This is a genomic window from Alkalicoccus luteus (assembly GCF_052061695.1).
Classification (GTDB): Bacteria; Bacillota; Bacilli; order Bacillales; family Salisediminibacteriaceae; genus Alkalicoccus; species Alkalicoccus luteus.
Genome location: NZ_JBPZEY010000008.1, coordinates 158,341 through 174,525, shown reverse-complemented (window position 1 = coordinate 174,525; position 16,185 = coordinate 158,341). Strand labels below are relative to the sequence as shown.

Sequence of the window (16,185 nt, the reverse complement as noted above, 5' to 3'; positions counted from 1 at the left end):
AGTGTTTCATCATGACAAAAGCAATTCTTCCAGAGGAAAACATTCAGCTCGGCGTAAAGGTGACAGACCAAAAGGAAGCGATCCGCAAAGCCGGGCAAATTCTCGTTGACGGCGGCTATACGGATGCCGGCTACATTGACAAAATGTTTGAGCGGGAAGAAATCACTTCCACTTTCATGGGGAACGGTGTCGCCATTCCGCACGGCACTGACGACGCAAAGAGCAATGTTCACTATTCTGGTCTGTCTGTTCTGCAAATTCCTGATGGCGTAGAATACGGCGAAGGAAATACGGCAAAGCTCGTATTCGGCATCGCAGGAAAGGATAACGAGCACCTCGAAATCCTGTCGAAAATTGCTATCCTTTGCTCCGAGGAAGCAAACGTAGAAAGAATGCTGAACGCAACAACAAAACAGGAACTGCTCGACATGTTCCAAGAGGTGGAGTAAATGAGAGCCGTCCATTTTGGGGCCGGGAATATCGGCCGCGGCTTCATCGCTCAGCTCCTTCACCGGGCAGGCTGCCAGGTGACATTTGCTGATGTAAACAATGAGCTGATCAAGCTGTTAAAGCAGGAGGAGAGTTATCAGATTTTCTTCGCAGCCCCTGATCAACCTCCGGAAACCGTTACCAACTTTACTGGCCTGCATTCGCAGCACGAGAAAGAGGAGCTGCTTGCTGCGCTTCGGGAAGCAGATCTCGTCACAACGGCTGTCGGTGCGCCTGTTTTAAAGCACCTGGCCCCTGTGCTGGCAGAAGCGGTTAAGGAACGACTGGATTCAGCCTGGCCGCTGACGGTTATCGCCTGCGAAAACGCAGTCGGCGGCACCGACATGCTGCGCATGCACGTAAAGGAACACCTTTCTGACGAGCAGGCAAGCCAGGCAGAAGCGTTCATCAGCTGGCCGAACGCAGCAGTGGACCGCATCGTTCCGATTCAGGAGCAGGCTCATCCGCTGGACGTACTCGTAGAGCCTTTTTACGAATGGACCGTTGAGAAGAAGGCTATTCACGGCCCGGTTCCGCCTATTGACGGGATTCACTACGTGGATGATCTCGACGCCTACATCGAGCGCAAGCTCTTTACCGTGAACACTGGTCATGCAGCTGCAGCTTATCACGGCTGGCAGAGGCAGCATGCCACGGTTCAGGAGGCGATGAAAGACAACGAGGTCCGCAGTGAGGTGGAAAGCGTGCTGCAGGAAACCGGAAAACTGCTGACGGCCAAGTACGGCTTCGATCCGGACACGCATGCCGCTTATATCCGCACGACGCTCAGCCGTTTTGAGAACGATGCTTTATCTGATTCTATCGACCGGGTTGCCAGACAGCCTCTGAAAAAGCTCGGCGCTCGGGAACGTCTTATCAGCCCTGCTCTGCAGCTGGAAGAACGTGGCATAAATCCGGAAGCGCTGTTACGCACGATTGCAGCCGCACTCGCCTACGATAACCTGCAGGACGAAGAAGCCGCCCAGCTTCATCAGCAGCTGGCTGTGAGTTCCGCTTCTTCCGTTTTGGCAGCTGTCAGCGGACTCGATCCGGACAGTCCGCTCGTACAGCAGGCAGCCGCCTTGTATGAAGCCATTCAAGCATAATAAAAACACAAAGGCCGCCCCATTTGGGACGGCCTTTGTCAGACTGTCGATAAAGTTTTTTTAGGTGAATAACGTTGCATCTGCCTGTATCTGCGGACCCTCGCTTTCCGGAGGGAACGGGCTCAGCTAACCGCTTCCTTCTTCCGTCGGAAGCGCTGGATCTTCGCCTCGTTCTGATCCTCCCGGAGTCGAAGTCCTTCGATGTCGGCAGCTTGCAATACGGTTCATATGTGCGGCTTTTGCTGACACGATTTTCGATACAGATAGAACCTTTACTTTGAGCCGTTTACGTGTTATATAAGGACGCCAGTACGTCATTGAATTTCATGATAAACGTAAAAAAAGTAGTTTCGTCAGCCTGTCGCAACGTTATTCTTTAAGAATCAGAGCCGATTTCCCGATGTGTCCGGCGGGGACGCCTATCGAATCAGCGCAGTCTGAAGATACCGTGCCGTTCAGATCTGCGAACGGCATCAACGCACGAGCGGAGCCGGACTGGCTTTTGAAGGCTTCTTGTAAAAAGCCTGTGTCCGAGTGAAGCCTCATCGCCGTTCGAACTTGAACGGCATGAAAAGCGCGAGCGGAGCCGGACCGGCTCTTGAAGGCTTCTCGTGAGAAGCCTGTGTCCGAGTGAAGCCGAGCCATCCTTCCCTTCATACAGGGGTCAACCTGAGAAATAGCTGAAGGCAAGCCCACGGCAGGCTAGGTAAGCAAAAGGGAAATACCACAAAATGAATAAACATGTAGCCTAATTGACTTTGTCTATATTCTGACAAAGACCGCCCCATTTGGGACGGCCTTTGTATTATTTTTGCAGGCTGCCAAGCTCCTGCTTCACGATGTCAACTACTTTCGCGACGTATTTATCGCATGTTTCCGCTGTTGGAGCTTCCGCCATGACACGCACGAGCGGCTCCGTTCCGGATGGGCGTACCAGAATGCGTCCTTCCCCATTCATCTCTGCTTCAACCGCTTCGATCTCCGCATTGATAACGGAATTGCCTGCAAGGGCATGCTTATCCTGCACCCGGACATTCACAAGCTTTTGCGGATATTTTGGTACTTCTGCTGCAAGCTCAGACAATGGTTTGCCGCAGGTTTTAACGATTTGCACAAGCTGGAGAGCTGAAAGCAGCCCGTCCCCGGTTGTGGAATGATCCAGGAAGATCAAGTGTCCGGATTGTTCCCCGCCAAGGCTGTAGTCACCGTTGCGCATGGCTTCCATGACGTAGCGGTCGCCGACAGCAGTCTGCTTCGTGGCGATCCCTTCCTGCTCCAGCGCTTTGTACAGACCAAGGTTGCTCATTACGGTCGTCACAAGCGTATTTTGCTTCAGGTCGCCGCGGGCATTTAAATACTTGGCGCAGATGTACATAATCTGGTCTCCATCTACAATCTGTCCCTTTTCATCAACGGCAATCAGTCGATCTGCATCGCCGTCGAAGGCCAGACCAATGTCAGCCCCTTTTTCCTTCACAAGCTCAACAAGCTCTTCCGGATGTGTGGAACCAACCTGTTCGTTGATGTTTACCCCGTTTGGCGACGAACCAATACAGGAGATCTCTTCTGCTTCAAGATCTGCAAATAAATGGTTCGCAAGCGGAGAAGCTGCCCCGTTGGCACAGTCAAGTGCAACATGAAGACCGGAGAAGTCATTTTCCACCGTCTGTTTCAAGTAACGGAGATATTTTTGTCCGCCCTCAAAATAATCGCTGACAACGCCAATATCGCCGCCGACTGGCCGAGGAAGATCGTCCTCCATATCATCTTCCAGATGAAGCAGCTTTTCAATTTCTTCTTCCTGCTCATCCAGCAGCTTAAAGCCATCCGACCCAAAGAACTTAATGCCGTTATCCGGAACCGGATTGTGTGAGGCTGAAATCATGACGCCAGCGTCAGCGCTGAGCGCTTTTGTCAAATACGCAACGCCAGGTGTCGTAATGACGCCAAGACGCATGACCTCGGCTCCAATGGACAAAAGCCCGGCTACAAGAGCACTTTCCAGCATGTGTCCGGAAATACGGGTGTCCCGTCCAATTAAAATCTTCGGCTTGCTCGTCTCTTTCGTCAGGACGTAGCCGCCGAAGCGTCCCAGTTTAAACGCGAGTTCGGGCGTCAGCTCTGTGTTGGCTGTACCGCGGACTCCGTCAGTACCAAAGAATTTCCCCATCCAATATCTCTCCTATTCTTCATCTTCATTTATAGTCGAATTATCGTCTGCCGGTTCATCCGGCTCGTTTTCATCGGTCGTTGTTTCCTCTTCTTCGCTTTCCTGAGCGTTGACTTCGACATTTTCGTCAGCGGCTTCATTGTTCGCGTTCTCCTGCGGTTCGTCAGCTTCCTCAGACGTAGTCGTCTCCTCCGAAGCATCGTTCGCCGCTTCACTGCTCGATTCGTCCTCGATGGTGATTTCCACGTCAGATCCGTTTTGTGGAAAGCGGACGTTCTGCGGGCCTCCAATTGCTAAAGGTACCATATGCGTTCCCTCTTCAAGCCCGTCCACATCAACTGACGCTTCCAGATCATCCCGGCTGATCCGGTCAAGCTGCTCCGTGCTGCCTAGTGCACGAAGCGTAAACGTGCCGTCTTCATTTCCCGGGAAATGAAACGTCCAGTCATCCGGCAGGGACTCCACATCAATAGAGAATGAAGAAAATTCCCGCTCTTGCTCTGCAGTCGTATCAATCTCAACCGTCACTTCTCCCGGTTCGACGCGTTCAACCCCGTCCGGTACCGGTACAGGAACGGTCAGCGTCGTATCTCCTTCGAGCTCCTCTAAGTCAAGCTCATCAAGATCAATCACGGAAATATCGTTTAACACATCGACTGGACCGTAAATCGTTACTTCCTCCGGATCCAGGCTGACCGAATCAATCGCCAGTCCATCAGCAAGCTCGCCATTGCGGCTCAGCCGAAGCGGAACGGATTTATTCGGGCTTGTGATTGGTACGGTAACGTCTACGGCAGGCGGATCGGTATTGATGCCCAATTCGTTTCCAGACTCATCATATAATACCACAGAAGCGGTATCAGTAAAACTCTCTGACCGGCCGCTCACGTCAACTGCGGCCCGAACCTGTGCAACCTGCTCCAGCATGCCGGATGCAGCCGTGACATCAATCGTACCTGGCGATGCCTCCGGTTCACCGATCGTATAGCCTTCTGCAAGCTCCTCTTCGTTCAGAATCTGGATATCGACCGGATAGGAGGCTGTCTGCCTCTCTTGAAGAGAGACCTGTACGGTAAGCGGAACAATCGAAACTCTTAAATCAGGCGGAAAACCCCGGTGCTGAATTCGTTCAAAGTGCGTTCCCGCTTCTTCATTTTCCAGGTCGATATAGATTTCCTGCTGTCCCTGAGTTGCCTGGCCGAGCGTCAGCGCGCTGTTTGGTCCGCGCAGCACAACCTGAACCGTTTCCGGCGCATCAGTCAATACATATTGTTCATCATCGTAATACACGTTTAACGGCACTTCCTCCAGTACCCGCTCGCCATCGGTCACTCCCGGTATCGGCAGTCCTGCGCCGGCCTGCTGAGGCTGTGTGTCCATGTTTACCATCAGGAAAAGCATGATCGCAATCACAATGGATGCCAGTTTAATGAACCATCCTTTGCTGAACAGCCTATCCATTTTTACGGCCTCCCCACTGCCAGCGGGATGAACCATTCGTTTCCTGGCGGCTCAGCAGCTCGCGCTCCAGCATGCTGCGAATCCCGTCTTCCTCCAGGTTTCGGTGCATCTCGCCGTTTTTCGTAATTGATATACCTCCAGTCTCTTCTGACACAGCAATCGTAATAGAATCGGTTACTTCACTGACCCCTAAAGCGGCACGATGTCTCGTCCCAAGCTCTTTGGAGATAAACGGATTTTCAGAGAGCGGCAGGTAGCATCCGGCCGCCATAATTTCGTTTCCTTTTATAATTACGGCCCCATCGTGAAGCGGGGCGTTCGGGATAAAAATGTTAATCAAAAGCTCTGATGTGAGCTCTGCATGCATCGGAGTACCGGTTTCAATGTAATCAGTCATTCCCGTGTCACGTTCAATCGACATGAGGGCCCCGATGCGGCGCTTGCCCATGTACTTCGCAGCAGTAATGATATGCTCAATCGAATGGCGCACCTCCTGATCATCCGCCGACGATGTTGACTGGAAAAAGCGGCCGCGGCCAAGCTGTTCCAGGGCACGGCGAAGCTCCGGCTGAAAAATGATAATGATCGCGAGGAGACCGTATGTAACTGCCTGCTGCATAATCCACTGCAGCGTATTCAATCCAAGATAGCCGCTTAAAAACCAGACAGCTAAAATAACGGTAATCCCTTTCACGAGCTGGACAGCCCGGGTACCGCGTATAACCATAATTAATTTATAAATAACAAAAGCTACCAGCGAGACATCGACAATGATGGCGAGTGCCCGCAGCAGGGTGAGATCTTCCAGCATAATGTTTCCCCCAGCGCCTTTACTCAGGCAAGACATTCCAACGATTCTCATTATATCATAGTTATCCGGGCTCTTATCGTAAAATACCATGGGAAATTCGCCGGAATCACGCGGGTTATTCTCATCACTCTTTATGTAGAATGAAGTGACAAGCTTTTGCTTTTACAGTATTTTCTCTATGCACCTATTTCTTAAAAAGCTCTGCACCCGCAGAAAAAAAACGGTCACTTCAGCTGAGAACTCGTTTAACCGCTGCCGGTTCATAACGCCTATTCGTTTCGCTTCTCCAGTCCCGACCTCTATACTAAAAAAAGCTGCCCCCTGTATGTAAGGAGGCAGCCTGTTTTATTCCTCTTCCGATGCTGGTGTTAGAAAGGGAACCGCATCATTCCAGAGCGTCTTCATTTCGAACCAAAGCCATTCGAAAGTCTGGTTGATCTCTTCAATATCACCGCTGATCTGGGCGGAGGAGGCCTGCAGATGACGGCCGTTGACGACGGTGATGTCGCCGGATACTTCACCATTCACTTCGACATCTCCATTGCGGATAAACAAATCGCCTTGAATGGCGCTGCCCTCCGGAATAATAACGGTCCTCTCTGACTCGTTTATAATAAAATGCCCGTCGCCTCTGACGACGATTTCCTCTTCTGCTCCAAAGCCTGCAGAAAGGCTTGTTACGAAGACGAGGAAAAAGACAGCTGCCGTAAGCACGATCGGGTGCCTGCGGATCCACTGCTGCCAGCGCTTTGTCTTTGACTGTTTCGGAAGCCTGTCCATGACCCCCGCAGTAAAGTCCTTCGGCGCTTCAAAATGGGACGCACTTTGAATGATGGCGGTTGTTTTTTTCAGTTCCCGAACATGCTTTTCACAGTCCGGACACGAGTGAAGATGCTCTTCAAATTGTTTTGATTCAAGCAGCGTCATTTCCTCATCTAAATACTGATTAATCACTTGCTGCTTATCCCGTGTGCACGCCATGGCGCCTGTCTCCTTTCTGCAGCTAGGCTTGACCCAGCCGCTTGCGAAGTGCTTTCCGTCCACGATGGATACGGGTTTTCACCGTCGCTACCGGGAGATTCATAACCTCGCTGATTTCTTTCAGCGACAGATCTTCCAGGTATTTCAGTATAATAGCAGAGCGGTATTTCGGTGGAAGTGCCATAATTTCATCCTGAATCCACTGCTGCATCTCCAGCTTCACAACCTGATCTTCAGGCAGATCAATGTCTGCTGCAAACTGGGAGTGGTAATCCAGGTTGTCGGTGCCGCCTACTTGATCCTCCAGATGAAAATCCGGTTTTTTTCTGCGGATCCGGTCAATGGACAAGTTTGTCGCAATCCGGAAAATCCACGTGGAGAACTTTCGGTTTTCATCATAGGACTCGATGTTCGTGTAGGCACGCAGGAAAGCTTCCTGTGAAACATCCTGTGCTTCATGTGCATTTCCAAGCATGCGGTACGCAATATGAAACACTTTATCCTTATATAAATCCACGAGCTCAGCGAACGCATCCTGATTGCCGCGCTTAACCTCACGAACGATTTTTTTTACTACTATGTCCATCCCTGCACCCTCCGCTTCGCTGCGGTTACTTCATTTACGACTGCAACCTGATAAGGTTTCAAAAATACCTTTCTCATTTTACCATGAGAAATGGAAGAAAACACCGAGGGACCGGGATTCAAAATCACTAATATTATGGAAAAACAAAGCAGTTATCCAGAGCTGGAGTTGCCCGTCCTGTCCATTTACGGAATACCCGCATCGAAAGTTTCATTTTTATTTTCGTTGACCAGCTTTTTTGTTCGTTCCGCTTAAGACTCACAAAAAAACACCTCAGACGATAGATGCGTCCGAAGTGCTTCAAACAATATGTATGGTGGAGCCTAGCGGGATCGAACCGCTGACCTCCTGCGTGCAAGGCAGGCGCTCTCCCAGCTGAGCTAAGGCCCCGTATGTGATATGTAAATGGTGAGCCATGAAGGACTCGAACCTTCGACCCTCTGATTAAAAGTCAGATGCTCTACCAACTGAGCTAATGGCTCTCGTTTGATTACAGATAAGCTGCATGTCTCTTCGTCTGCTTCGCTCTTGTCGCGTACCAGATGTACACTCACTTTTACGTTCTTAAGGCTGTCTTTACCCATTTTCTTTTGCGATCACCCATGAAAAGAAAATGGCAGGGCTAGCAGGATTCGAACCTGCGAATCACGGAATCAAAATCCGATGCCTTACCGCTTGGCTATAGCCCTGCGTTATGGTGCTGGCCAGAGGACTTGAACCCCCAACCTACTGATTACAAGTCAGTTGCTCTACCAATTGAGCTAGGCCAGCTCACACCATAAAAAAAGAAAAATGGTGACCCGTACGGGATTCGAACCCGTGTTACCGCCGTGAAAGGGCGGTGTCTTAACCACTTGACCAACGGGCCATGATGGAGCTTCCTAGCGGGCTTGAACCGCTGACCTCATCCTTACCATGGATGCGCTCTACCAACTGAGCTAAGGAAGCATGGCTCCACAGGTAGGATTCGAACCTACGACCGATCGGTTAACAGCCGATAGCTCTACCACTGAGCTACTGTGGAATAAAAAATAGAAACGTGTTGACACTCGCTCCTCCTCCAGGGAGAAACCGGCGTCCATCATCGTGAAGGTATAAAAGAAAAAAAGGACCTAGCGACGTCCTACTTTCGCAGGGGGAGAGCCCCCAACTATCATCGGCGCTGGTGAGCTTAACTTCCGTGTTCGGCATGGGAACGGGTGTGACCTCACCGCTATCGTCACTAGGTTATGGTGTTTGTGTCCCTCAGGACATTTAGTATATTACTATAAAGTGAGTCCGCTTGGCAAGGGGTTCGTGATACTTTTTTATATTTTTTTCTCTCTCCCGGATGACTGCCTGATCTCCAGGAAGGAATGGAGGACGAAAACCAGCGTATAATCAAGTTTTCATCCTCCCCGCATGTTATGTCGCGCGCTTTTGCTTTTTGCCTTTTTTCTTCTGCTTTGTTGCCGCCGTAATTTTACGGTCCCGCTCCTGATCTGCCTTTGTGGAGGGCTGCTTGCCGTTTGGCTGTTCGTGCAGACGGTGCAGGACGAGGATCTGCCATGTATTCGCAACGAGCAGAGGCACAATTGCATTGATGATAAACGTCATGTCATTCTGAGTCAGCGCCGGCACCCACTCAATTGTCGTCACAACAACCATGAAAAACAGAGTCGGTACGAACGCGGAGTAGTTCGTTTCACGGGACTTGATGACTGCTACAATCCAGCTGTAAATAAGCAGGAGAATCGGCATAACCGCATAGCCGACGATGCTCTCTCCATCCGCAAATACGAGCCACCTGAAAAACATCAGGTCGAACAGGGCAAATGCAATGAGAACAATCTGCACCTTATTCCATAACGAGGCAGATTTGAACATCCCAAGCCCGAAGCGGTGAATCGTCAAGTAAGCGAAGAAGCCCATCTGAGCGATGACTGTCCAGATCGCAGCCGTGATCGCTACGACCGTCAGGCCGGCAAAATTAAAGTTTGCCAGATCATTTATGTGTGTCTGAAAATCGAGGAAAAAGCCCATTAAAAAGCCAAAGCCTGTTCCGATTAACAGCGTGGAATTAAATAGAAAAACGACTTTTCTCGAATTCACGCGTGTTCCTCCTAACGCATATGTGTCCACGCTCCATTGTAGCAGAAGCCGCACAGGCGCCGCCACCGTTTTCACCGGCTTGTCACAATCTGACGGTCAAAACATTCCGACCACGAAAAACCGGTGTGAGGGGGATCCTCACACCGGGGCAGATCAGCTATCTTTTTTTGTCTGCTCAATTACCTTTGACGCAATCTCGCTGTAAATTTTCCCGATCTGGTGCTCCTCTTCATAAACCGATGGTGCAAACACACCGCGATCCATGTCAGGCTGACCGAGCGGCACTTGTGCCAGCACGCTCGTTTTCAGTTCTTCAGCAAGCTTGTCGCCTCCGCCCTGTCCGAACACATATTCTTTTTCACCAGTCGTTTTACTTTCAAAATACGCCATGTTTTCAATAACACCAAGAATTTCATGCTCCGTTTTCAGCGCCATTGCGCCGGCACGCGCTGCAACGAAGGCTGCTGTTGCGTGCGGTGTAGTGACGATAATTTCCTTCGTCTGCGGCAGCATGGAGTGAATATCAAGCGCCACATCTCCTGTTCCCGGTGGCAGATCGAGAATCAAGTAGTCGAGATCATCCCACTCTACTTCATTGAAGAAGTTATTGAGCATTTTCCCGAGCATTGGACCGCGCCAGATGATTGGCGAGTTGTCCTCCACGAAGAAGCCCATGGAAATGACTTGTACGCCAAAGCGCTCCACCGGATAAATCCGTTCTCCTTCCACACGAGGGCGTTCTTCGATTCCCATCATATCTGGTACACTGAAGCCGTAGATGTCTGCATCAATGATTCCAACCTTTTTCCCTTCACGAGCAAGCGAAACAGCAAGATTGACGGACACCGTCGATTTTCCGACGCCCCCTTTACCACTTGTAATGGAAATGAACGTCGTTTTATCTGTACGATCCAACAGGGATCCGCTCTCTTCTTCCTGTTCCGAAGCGTACTGGGCAATGACGTCGTCTGACAGCTTCTCAAAACGGAGGCCGACAGAGTCAGCACCAGCTTCTTTTAATGCCGTCACGACTTCATTTTGAAGCTGCATCTGCTCAGCAGTTCCCGGCTGAGCAATCGCCAGCTTGAGACTGAGAAGCTTTTCTTTTATTTTGATTTCTTTAATGGCGCCGATTTCTGTAAGCGATGTATGCAGGTGAGGGTCATTTATGCCCTCGAGCACGCTTTTGACTTGTTCTTCCGTGATCATGCGGACACCTTCCTTTACGTGAATGAATTCGATTACAACAACTGCCATTATAACACAGACACTGCCGTGCTTCAGTGTCGCGCACTCCAAAAGTTCACTTCTGACAAAAAGAACCTTCATGAGAAGGCTCACGAAGGTCACGCGGATTTAATTTGTAATCTGCACGTTTGTAAACGGGAAAAACACGACCGTAGAACGACCTACGATAAACTCTTCATCAATCAGACCAAGACCGTTTCGGCTGTCCAGACTGTTACCGCGGTTATCCCCCATGACAAAGTATTCCCCTTCCGGAAGCGTCACTTCGTCAATCGTCTCATTGTAATCATAAAGCTCATCCAAATACGGTTCTTCTATCTGTTCTCCGTCAACAAACAGCGCCCCTTCTTCCATCTCCAATGTTTCACCAGGAAGGCCGATCACTCGTTTCACGTAGTGACGGTTGTTTTCACCTTCTATAATGATGACATCGCCTCGTTCAAATTCACCGAGCCACGTTGCCGTTTTGTTTACCAGGATTCTGTCACTATCATATAAGGAAGGTTCCATAGAAGCTCCTTCCACTACATACGGAGCGATAAAAAACGAACGCACAACAAACGCCACAGCCACAGCTACAATAATCGGTACGAGCCATGACCCTTTTTTCTTTTCTTCTGCCACGTCGGCATCCTCCTCTGTTCACTCCGTGAACGTCGTTAGTTTCGCCCATCATAATAGCATATTTCCACGTGAAATACACGGTTCAAGTCTGTGAAAAATTACAGAAAGATTGCAAGTCCATAAAAAAGAACCCCTGAATAAGGGGCTCTTCTTGTACATAGTGTCCCTATGTACGCTTATAAAGAGATGATAGCAATTAGAGCAGACTCAGGATCAAGCTGATAACAACCAGCGCACCAATAACCATTAAAATAGTTCGAAGCATAATGAACGTCCTCCTTATAAGTGATTATTGCTCCATTCCTTTTTTATGAAAAAAATAAACCGTTACCTCATTTTTTACATAGTTCAAACGATGATTCCTCTATGAACGTTCCTGCAAATACGCTTCAATCAGCGGCCAGAACTCCGGGTGCAGATGGAGGTCATTGTGGCCTCTGCCTTCGAGCAGATGAAAGACTGCCTCTCCCTCATATTCATCCAGCAGTGCCTCTGTCCGGGCAGGCGTTATAATCTGATCACTGCCTCCGGCGAGCACGAGCATGTGCTCCAGCTCGTTGATACGTGACGCCGTATCGAATTCTGAGCGCAGCAGTGTACGCACTGGCAGGAAAGGATACGCTTCTGCTGCGACTTCTTCCAGACGATCAAAAGGAGAGATCAGTACAACGTCATCCGGCTGAAAAATGGCTGCTGTTCTCACTGCAATCGCCGTCCCGATGCTTCTTCCCATCATTGCTGTGCGCTCATAGCCAGCAGCAGCTTCTTCAAATATATGCTCCGCATCCTGATAGAGCGCCTCTTCCTCTGGCGTGCCGCCGCTCATACCATACCCCCTGTAATTGACAAGCAGCACATCCCAGTCTGACAGCGGACCGGCCATCTCCATGATCTGGCCGGAGACTTCTTCGCCGTTGCCTCCGTAATAAACAAGCAGCTGCTCTCCCGGCTGTTCTTCTGCCTGCATGAGCCATCCGTGCAGTTCAGTTCCGTCATCCATCTCAAACTGGACCGTTTCCGCACGTGGTTCGCGCGCTGCGGCCTGCTCTGCCTCCTGCTCGGACATCGTCTGCGGAAAGAACAAGAGCCGGTCCTGAAACAGGTAAATGAGCAGTAAAAGAAGCCCCGCTGCGCCGCCTGCAGTCAGGATCAGCTTCACCAATGTTCCCATGGTACTCCCTCCTCATCTCTATATACCCTCCTACCCGATTCACAGCGCACTCAAAGCTGCTTTCAGCTGGAACGATACGTGTGGGCGGTTGTGGCGCGCCCAAGGGCAAAGACATCGATTAACTACCAAATTCCTTTTTCATTCATGGATCGCTTCTGCCCAACGCGAGGCAAGTGCCATGCAGCGTTGGCTAAGAACGACTTAACGCCATGCCACAGCGGGAACTATAACGGAACAGACCATTCTGAGAACCAGGGAGCAAGGCGATGCAAACCACTGCCTCTTTCTTCCTCACTCAAAAAAAGAGGCTCTCCGTCATGGAGAGCCCCTTCTCATGCCGTGGCTGTTTTACAGCATCTGGCTGATGGATTTTGGAAGCAGGTACTGAAGCAGGTAGTCCGGGCCTCCGGCCTTGGAATCCGTGCCGGACAGCTTGAACCCGCCGAACGGGTGGTAGCCGACAATCGCCCCGGTACAGTTGCGGTTGAAGTACAGGTTCCCGACGTGGAAGTTCTGCTTCGCGTACTCGAGGTGGTCAACGTTGTTGGAGATCACCGCGCCGGTCAGGCCGTACTCGGTGTTGTTCGCAATGTCGATCGCCTCTTCGTAGCTCGATGCCTTGCAGAGCGCCAGCACCGGTCCGAAGATCTCCTCCTGCATGATGCGCGCATCCGGTGCGGCATCGCCGAAGATCGTCGGCTTGATGAAGAAGCCGGTGCTGTCATCGGACTCGTCGCCGGTGAGCAGCGTCGCTTCTTTCTTGCCGATCTCAATGTAGCTCGTCACCTTGTCATACGCCTTCTGGTTGATGACCGGTCCGAGGTAGTTCTCGTACTTCTCGCTGTCGCCGAGCGTGAGCTTTTCCGTCTCTTCGACGACGCGCTGCGCGACCGTGTCGTACAGATCCTCATGGATCACGGCACGGCTTCCGGCCGAGCACTTCTGGCCGGAGAAGTTGAACGCGGCCGTGACGATCGCGTTGACCGCCGTTTCCACGTCGGCATCCTTATCGACCACGACGGTGTCCTTCCCGCCCATTTCCGCGAGCACACGCTTCAAGTGGCGCTGGCCTTCCTGCACCTTCGCCGCCCGTTCCATGATGCGAAGGCCGGTGGCCTTCGATCCGGTGAACGTGATCAGCGCCGTGTCCTTGTGATCGACGAGGTAGTCGCCGATTTCATGCGGCTCTCCCGGCACGAAGTTCAGTACGCCGTCCGGCACACCCGCTTCGCGCATGATGTCCACGAACTTCGCGGCGATGATCGGTGTCGGCTCGGCTGGCTTCAGGAGCACCGTGTTGCCGGCGACAAGCGGCGCCACCGTCGTGCCCATCATGATCGCCGCCGAGAAGTTCCACGGCGGAATCGTCACCGCGACCCCCGCGGACGTGTAGAGGTACTGGTTGCTTTCGCCGTCACGGCTTTCAATCTTCTTGCCGTCTTTCAGCTCGATCATCTGGCGGCCGTAGTACTCGAGGAAGTCGATCCCTTCGGCCACTTCAATGTCCGCTTCCACCCACGGCTTGCCCGCTTCCTTGACGACCGTCGCCGACAGCTCGTGCTTGCGGCGGCGCATGATCGCCGCGGCACGGAACAACAGCTCGGCGCGCGCGACCGGGTTCGTCTGGCTCCAGGCCGGGAACGCCTTCTTCGCAGCCTCAAATGCCGCGTCGATGTCCTTTGTGGACGCTTTGGAGACGCTGCCGATCACTTCGTCGTGGTTGCACGGGTTGTAGCTGACGAGCTTGTCCTTGGTCGTGACCTCTTTGCCGTCAATGACGAGCGGGTATTCCTTGCCGATGTCTTTTTTCACGACCGCGAGGGCCTCTAAAAATTCTTTCTGGTTCTCTTCCTTCGTGAAATCCGTAAACGGTTCGTGCTTATAATCTGTATACATAGCTCCTGTCCCCTTTCGTGAGTAAAAATCAGCATAAGCTCATTTCGACACGAGGAGGAAGTGATCCTTCTAAACAGAAATATTCCTTCAATTCTGAATTTAAGAGGTTTGATAGGTACTGTAGCCTCCTGGGGAAATGTACAAAGGAATATGGCAACTTTCCTCTCGGTTGATCGAAAAGCTGACAGGAATGACACTGTAAAAAGCATCAGTCTGCATCAAGCCGCGCTCCTCAAAATAAGCCTGCACATCATAGAGCAGCTCGTATTTCCCTTTTTGAAACGTTTCCCCTTCCAACAGCGGATGAAGAAGACGGCCGGAATCATCCAGCCGCCCTTCTTTCAGTTTCACATATTCTCCTTGTTCCTGAGTGTATCGCCAAAGCTCGACCAACAGCCCCGATGCAGGCCGGCCGATGCTCGTGTCCCACACGTGCGTAGTCAGCGTACAGCCCTTCGCAAGCTGCTGGATTGAAAAACCTCTCTCTTTTTCCCTGCCAGGTCTATCCGTGAACGGTTTCTGCATGATGATCCCTCCCGCGGCGCTGCCATTCTTTTACAATCAAATTAGCTGTTTGGCTTCCTTGATAGCCGGACGATGCAAACAAATCGTGCGGCGGTATAAATTCTTCTTTTATTTGCTGGTACACGAGGGCCGGAAACAGCTTTCGTGCCGAAGACCTGCGAAACAGGTCTTCTGTTCCACGCAGCCTCACAGGAGCGTGGTGCCCGCTGCCTGCAGCGAGACGAACGTCCGATACGTCTCCCTCCAGCGTAAAAGTCACCACCCCCGCAGCTGTTACGCGGCTTGAGGTGAACATATCCGGCTTCCCTGATGTCCGAAAAAACCGCAGCGTTTCCCCGCAGACGGGTACAGGATGTATTTCTACCGCGAGCAGCACCCGTTTCTCACTCGCGTCTTCTTTCAGCCATTCTTCCAGCGGCTGCTGTTTCACGCCTTCTGGCAGTGCCCAGATCAACACCGCATCATACAGCAGCAGCGGGAGCAGTGCCGCGCCGGACTGTAACAATACATCGACCGCAAAAGCCATCTGCCGCTCACTCTCCAGCAGTCCTTTTCTGCATGCTTCGGCGAGCAATGGTGCTTCGCGTTGAATCAGCGGATGGTGCATGAGTTCCTCATACGTTACAAGCGGTCCCGCATATATCGTTCCTTTGCGTTCACAAAGCCCTTGATGCAGCTCCGTTAACGCGTCCAGGGCAATCGTTTCTCGCCCGGCTCCGGCTGTGACCCGGATACCATCAACAGTGTAGCAGCAGTCTTCCTGAAATTGCTCAGTCAGTTCCCAGACGGCCTTCAAATGATCTGGTTTCCACACCTTTGTCGTTGTCACGATGATACCCTCCTCTTTGTGATTGGTCGCAGAAGACAGAAACGGCGGAGTATACCGTTTACTATAGAGGGTCAGTTTTCAATAAACAGTTATTTCGTCAGATCAGCTGACAGGATTTTTTCAATCTGTTATATTTTCTGACACACTTTTTCGACTTCTTTTTCCTGCTGTACCAATGCTTCAGCCGTCTTCCCCGA

At 51.4% G+C, this 16,185-nt stretch carries 14 protein-coding genes, 7 tRNA genes and 1 rRNA gene; 2 read left to right on the top strand and 20 right to left on the bottom strand.

Annotation, left to right across the window (positions count from 1 at the left end):
- Positions 1-11 precede the first annotated feature (11 nt).
- The gene (locus ACSZLD_RS12370) at positions 12-449 is read left to right on the top strand and encodes a PTS mannitol transporter subunit IIA (protein ID WP_377910557.1); all 438 of its coding nucleotides are present in this window, start codon (positions 12-14) and stop codon (positions 447-449) included.
- Positions 450-1,595: a mannitol-1-phosphate 5-dehydrogenase gene (locus tag ACSZLD_RS12365; protein WP_444685342.1), complete on the top strand. Its 1,146-nt coding sequence runs from the start codon at positions 450-452 to the stop codon at positions 1,593-1,595.
- A gap of 805 nt (positions 1,596-2,400) precedes the next feature.
- Here ACSZLD_RS12365 and glmM read toward each other — a convergent pair.
- From glmM to ACSZLD_RS12265, 20 genes are all read right to left on the bottom strand, one after another.
- Positions 2,401-3,765 (bottom strand): phosphoglucosamine mutase, encoded by a 1,365-nt coding sequence (gene glmM / locus ACSZLD_RS12360; protein WP_377910559.1) that lies wholly within the window; start codon positions 3,763-3,765, stop codon positions 2,401-2,403.
- Between the two features lie 12 nt (positions 3,766-3,777).
- Positions 3,778-5,226 (bottom strand): CdaR family protein, encoded by a 1,449-nt coding sequence (locus ACSZLD_RS12355; RefSeq protein ID WP_444685341.1) that lies wholly within the window; start codon positions 5,224-5,226, stop codon positions 3,778-3,780.
- Positions 5,219-6,040, bottom strand: coding sequence for a diadenylate cyclase CdaA (cdaA, locus tag ACSZLD_RS12350; protein WP_502306121.1), 822 nt, complete (start codon positions 6,038-6,040; stop codon positions 5,219-5,221). Before cdaA ends, ACSZLD_RS12355 begins: the two co-directional genes overlap by 8 nt.
- 342 nt (positions 6,041-6,382) lie before the next feature.
- Entirely contained in the window at positions 6,383-7,018 is a 636-nt protein-coding gene (locus tag ACSZLD_RS12345; RefSeq protein ID WP_377910562.1) for a zf-HC2 domain-containing protein, read from the bottom strand.
- A 22-nt stretch (positions 7,019-7,040) separates the two neighbouring features.
- Positions 7,041-7,604 (bottom strand): RNA polymerase sigma factor SigW, encoded by a 564-nt coding sequence (gene sigW / locus ACSZLD_RS12340; RefSeq protein ID WP_444685340.1) that lies wholly within the window; start codon positions 7,602-7,604, stop codon positions 7,041-7,043.
- Between the two features lie 314 nt (positions 7,605-7,918).
- Positions 7,919-7,994: transfer RNA gene (locus tag ACSZLD_RS12335), tRNA-Ala, on the bottom strand.
- 16 nt (positions 7,995-8,010) lie between these two features.
- A tRNA-Lys gene (locus tag ACSZLD_RS12330) sits at positions 8,011-8,086 on the bottom strand.
- Between the two features lie 132 nt (positions 8,087-8,218).
- A tRNA-Gln gene (locus ACSZLD_RS12325) sits at positions 8,219-8,293 on the bottom strand.
- Between the two features lie 6 nt (positions 8,294-8,299).
- Positions 8,300-8,375, bottom strand: a tRNA-Thr gene (locus tag ACSZLD_RS12320).
- A 22-nt stretch (positions 8,376-8,397) separates the two neighbouring features.
- A tRNA-Glu gene (locus ACSZLD_RS12315) sits at positions 8,398-8,472 on the bottom strand.
- A 4-nt stretch (positions 8,473-8,476) separates the two neighbouring features.
- Positions 8,477-8,552, bottom strand: a tRNA-Thr gene (locus ACSZLD_RS12310).
- A 1-nt stretch (position 8,553) separates the two neighbouring features.
- Positions 8,554-8,628 (bottom strand) — tRNA-Asn (locus tag ACSZLD_RS12305).
- Between the two features lie 86 nt (positions 8,629-8,714).
- Positions 8,715-8,831, bottom strand: a 5S ribosomal RNA gene (gene rrf, locus ACSZLD_RS12300).
- A gap of 177 nt (positions 8,832-9,008) precedes the next feature.
- Positions 9,009-9,695 carry a KinB-signaling pathway activation protein gene (locus ACSZLD_RS12295; protein ID WP_377910564.1) on the bottom strand — a complete coding sequence of 229 codons (687 nt, stop codon included), beginning with the start codon at positions 9,693-9,695 and terminating at the stop codon, positions 9,009-9,011.
- Between the two features lie 153 nt (positions 9,696-9,848).
- The gene (gene salA / locus ACSZLD_RS12290; protein WP_377910565.1) at positions 9,849-10,904 is read right to left on the bottom strand and encodes an iron-sulfur carrier protein/transcriptional regulator SalA; all 1,056 of its coding nucleotides are present in this window, start codon (positions 10,902-10,904) and stop codon (positions 9,849-9,851) included.
- A 147-nt stretch (positions 10,905-11,051) separates the two neighbouring features.
- A complete protein-coding gene (gene lepB, locus ACSZLD_RS12285) occupies positions 11,052-11,567 on the bottom strand; it encodes a signal peptidase I (protein ID WP_377910566.1) in 516 nt (171 codons plus the stop codon).
- Positions 11,568-11,931: 364 nt separating this feature from the next.
- Positions 11,932-12,738, bottom strand: a complete 807-nt coding sequence (locus tag ACSZLD_RS12280) for an alpha/beta hydrolase (protein WP_444685339.1) — start codon at positions 12,736-12,738, stop codon at positions 11,932-11,934.
- A 348-nt stretch (positions 12,739-13,086) separates the two neighbouring features.
- A complete protein-coding gene (gene pruA, locus ACSZLD_RS12275; protein WP_444685334.1) occupies positions 13,087-14,634 on the bottom strand; it encodes an L-glutamate gamma-semialdehyde dehydrogenase in 1,548 nt (515 codons plus the stop codon).
- A 99-nt stretch (positions 14,635-14,733) separates the two neighbouring features.
- Positions 14,734-15,159, bottom strand: coding sequence for a hydroxyisourate hydrolase (gene uraH, locus ACSZLD_RS12270; protein WP_444685338.1), 426 nt, complete (start codon positions 15,157-15,159; stop codon positions 14,734-14,736).
- On the bottom strand, positions 15,137-15,988 hold the full coding sequence (locus tag ACSZLD_RS12265) for an FAD binding domain-containing protein (protein ID WP_444685337.1): 852 nt from the start codon (positions 15,986-15,988) through the stop codon (positions 15,137-15,139). The genes uraH and ACSZLD_RS12265 overlap by 23 nt, the downstream gene beginning before the upstream one ends.
- Positions 15,989-16,185: the final 197 nt, after the last annotated feature.

Bases quoted from the DNA above. Each gene is read 5' to 3' on its own strand.
- uraH (WP_444685338.1), bottom strand. From the start codon at position 15,159: ATGCAGAAACCGTTCACGGATAGACCTGGCAGGGAAAAAGAGAGAGGT.
- ACSZLD_RS12280 (WP_444685339.1), bottom strand. From the start codon at position 12,738: ATGGGAACATTGGTGAAGCTGATCCTGACTGCAGGCGGCGCAGCGGGG.
- sigW (WP_444685340.1), bottom strand. From the start codon at position 7,604: ATGGACATAGTAGTAAAAAAAATCGTTCGTGAGGTTAAGCGCGGCAAT.
- ACSZLD_RS12370 (WP_377910557.1), top strand. From the start codon at position 12: ATGACAAAAGCAATTCTTCCAGAGGAAAACATTCAGCTCGGCGTAAAG.
- pruA (WP_444685334.1), bottom strand. From the start codon at position 14,634: ATGTATACAGATTATAAGCACGAACCGTTTACGGATTTCACGAAGGAA.
- salA (WP_377910565.1), bottom strand. From the start codon at position 10,904: ATGATCACGGAAGAACAAGTCAAAAGCGTGCTCGAGGGCATAAATGAC.
- ACSZLD_RS12345 (WP_377910562.1), bottom strand. From the start codon at position 7,018: ATGGCGTGCACACGGGATAAGCAGCAAGTGATTAATCAGTATTTAGAT.
- ACSZLD_RS12355 (WP_444685341.1), bottom strand. From the start codon at position 5,226: ATGGATAGGCTGTTCAGCAAAGGATGGTTCATTAAACTGGCATCCATT.
- glmM (WP_377910559.1), bottom strand. From the start codon at position 3,765: ATGGGGAAATTCTTTGGTACTGACGGAGTCCGCGGTACAGCCAACACA.
- ACSZLD_RS12365 (WP_444685342.1), top strand. From the start codon at position 450: ATGAGAGCCGTCCATTTTGGGGCCGGGAATATCGGCCGCGGCTTCATC.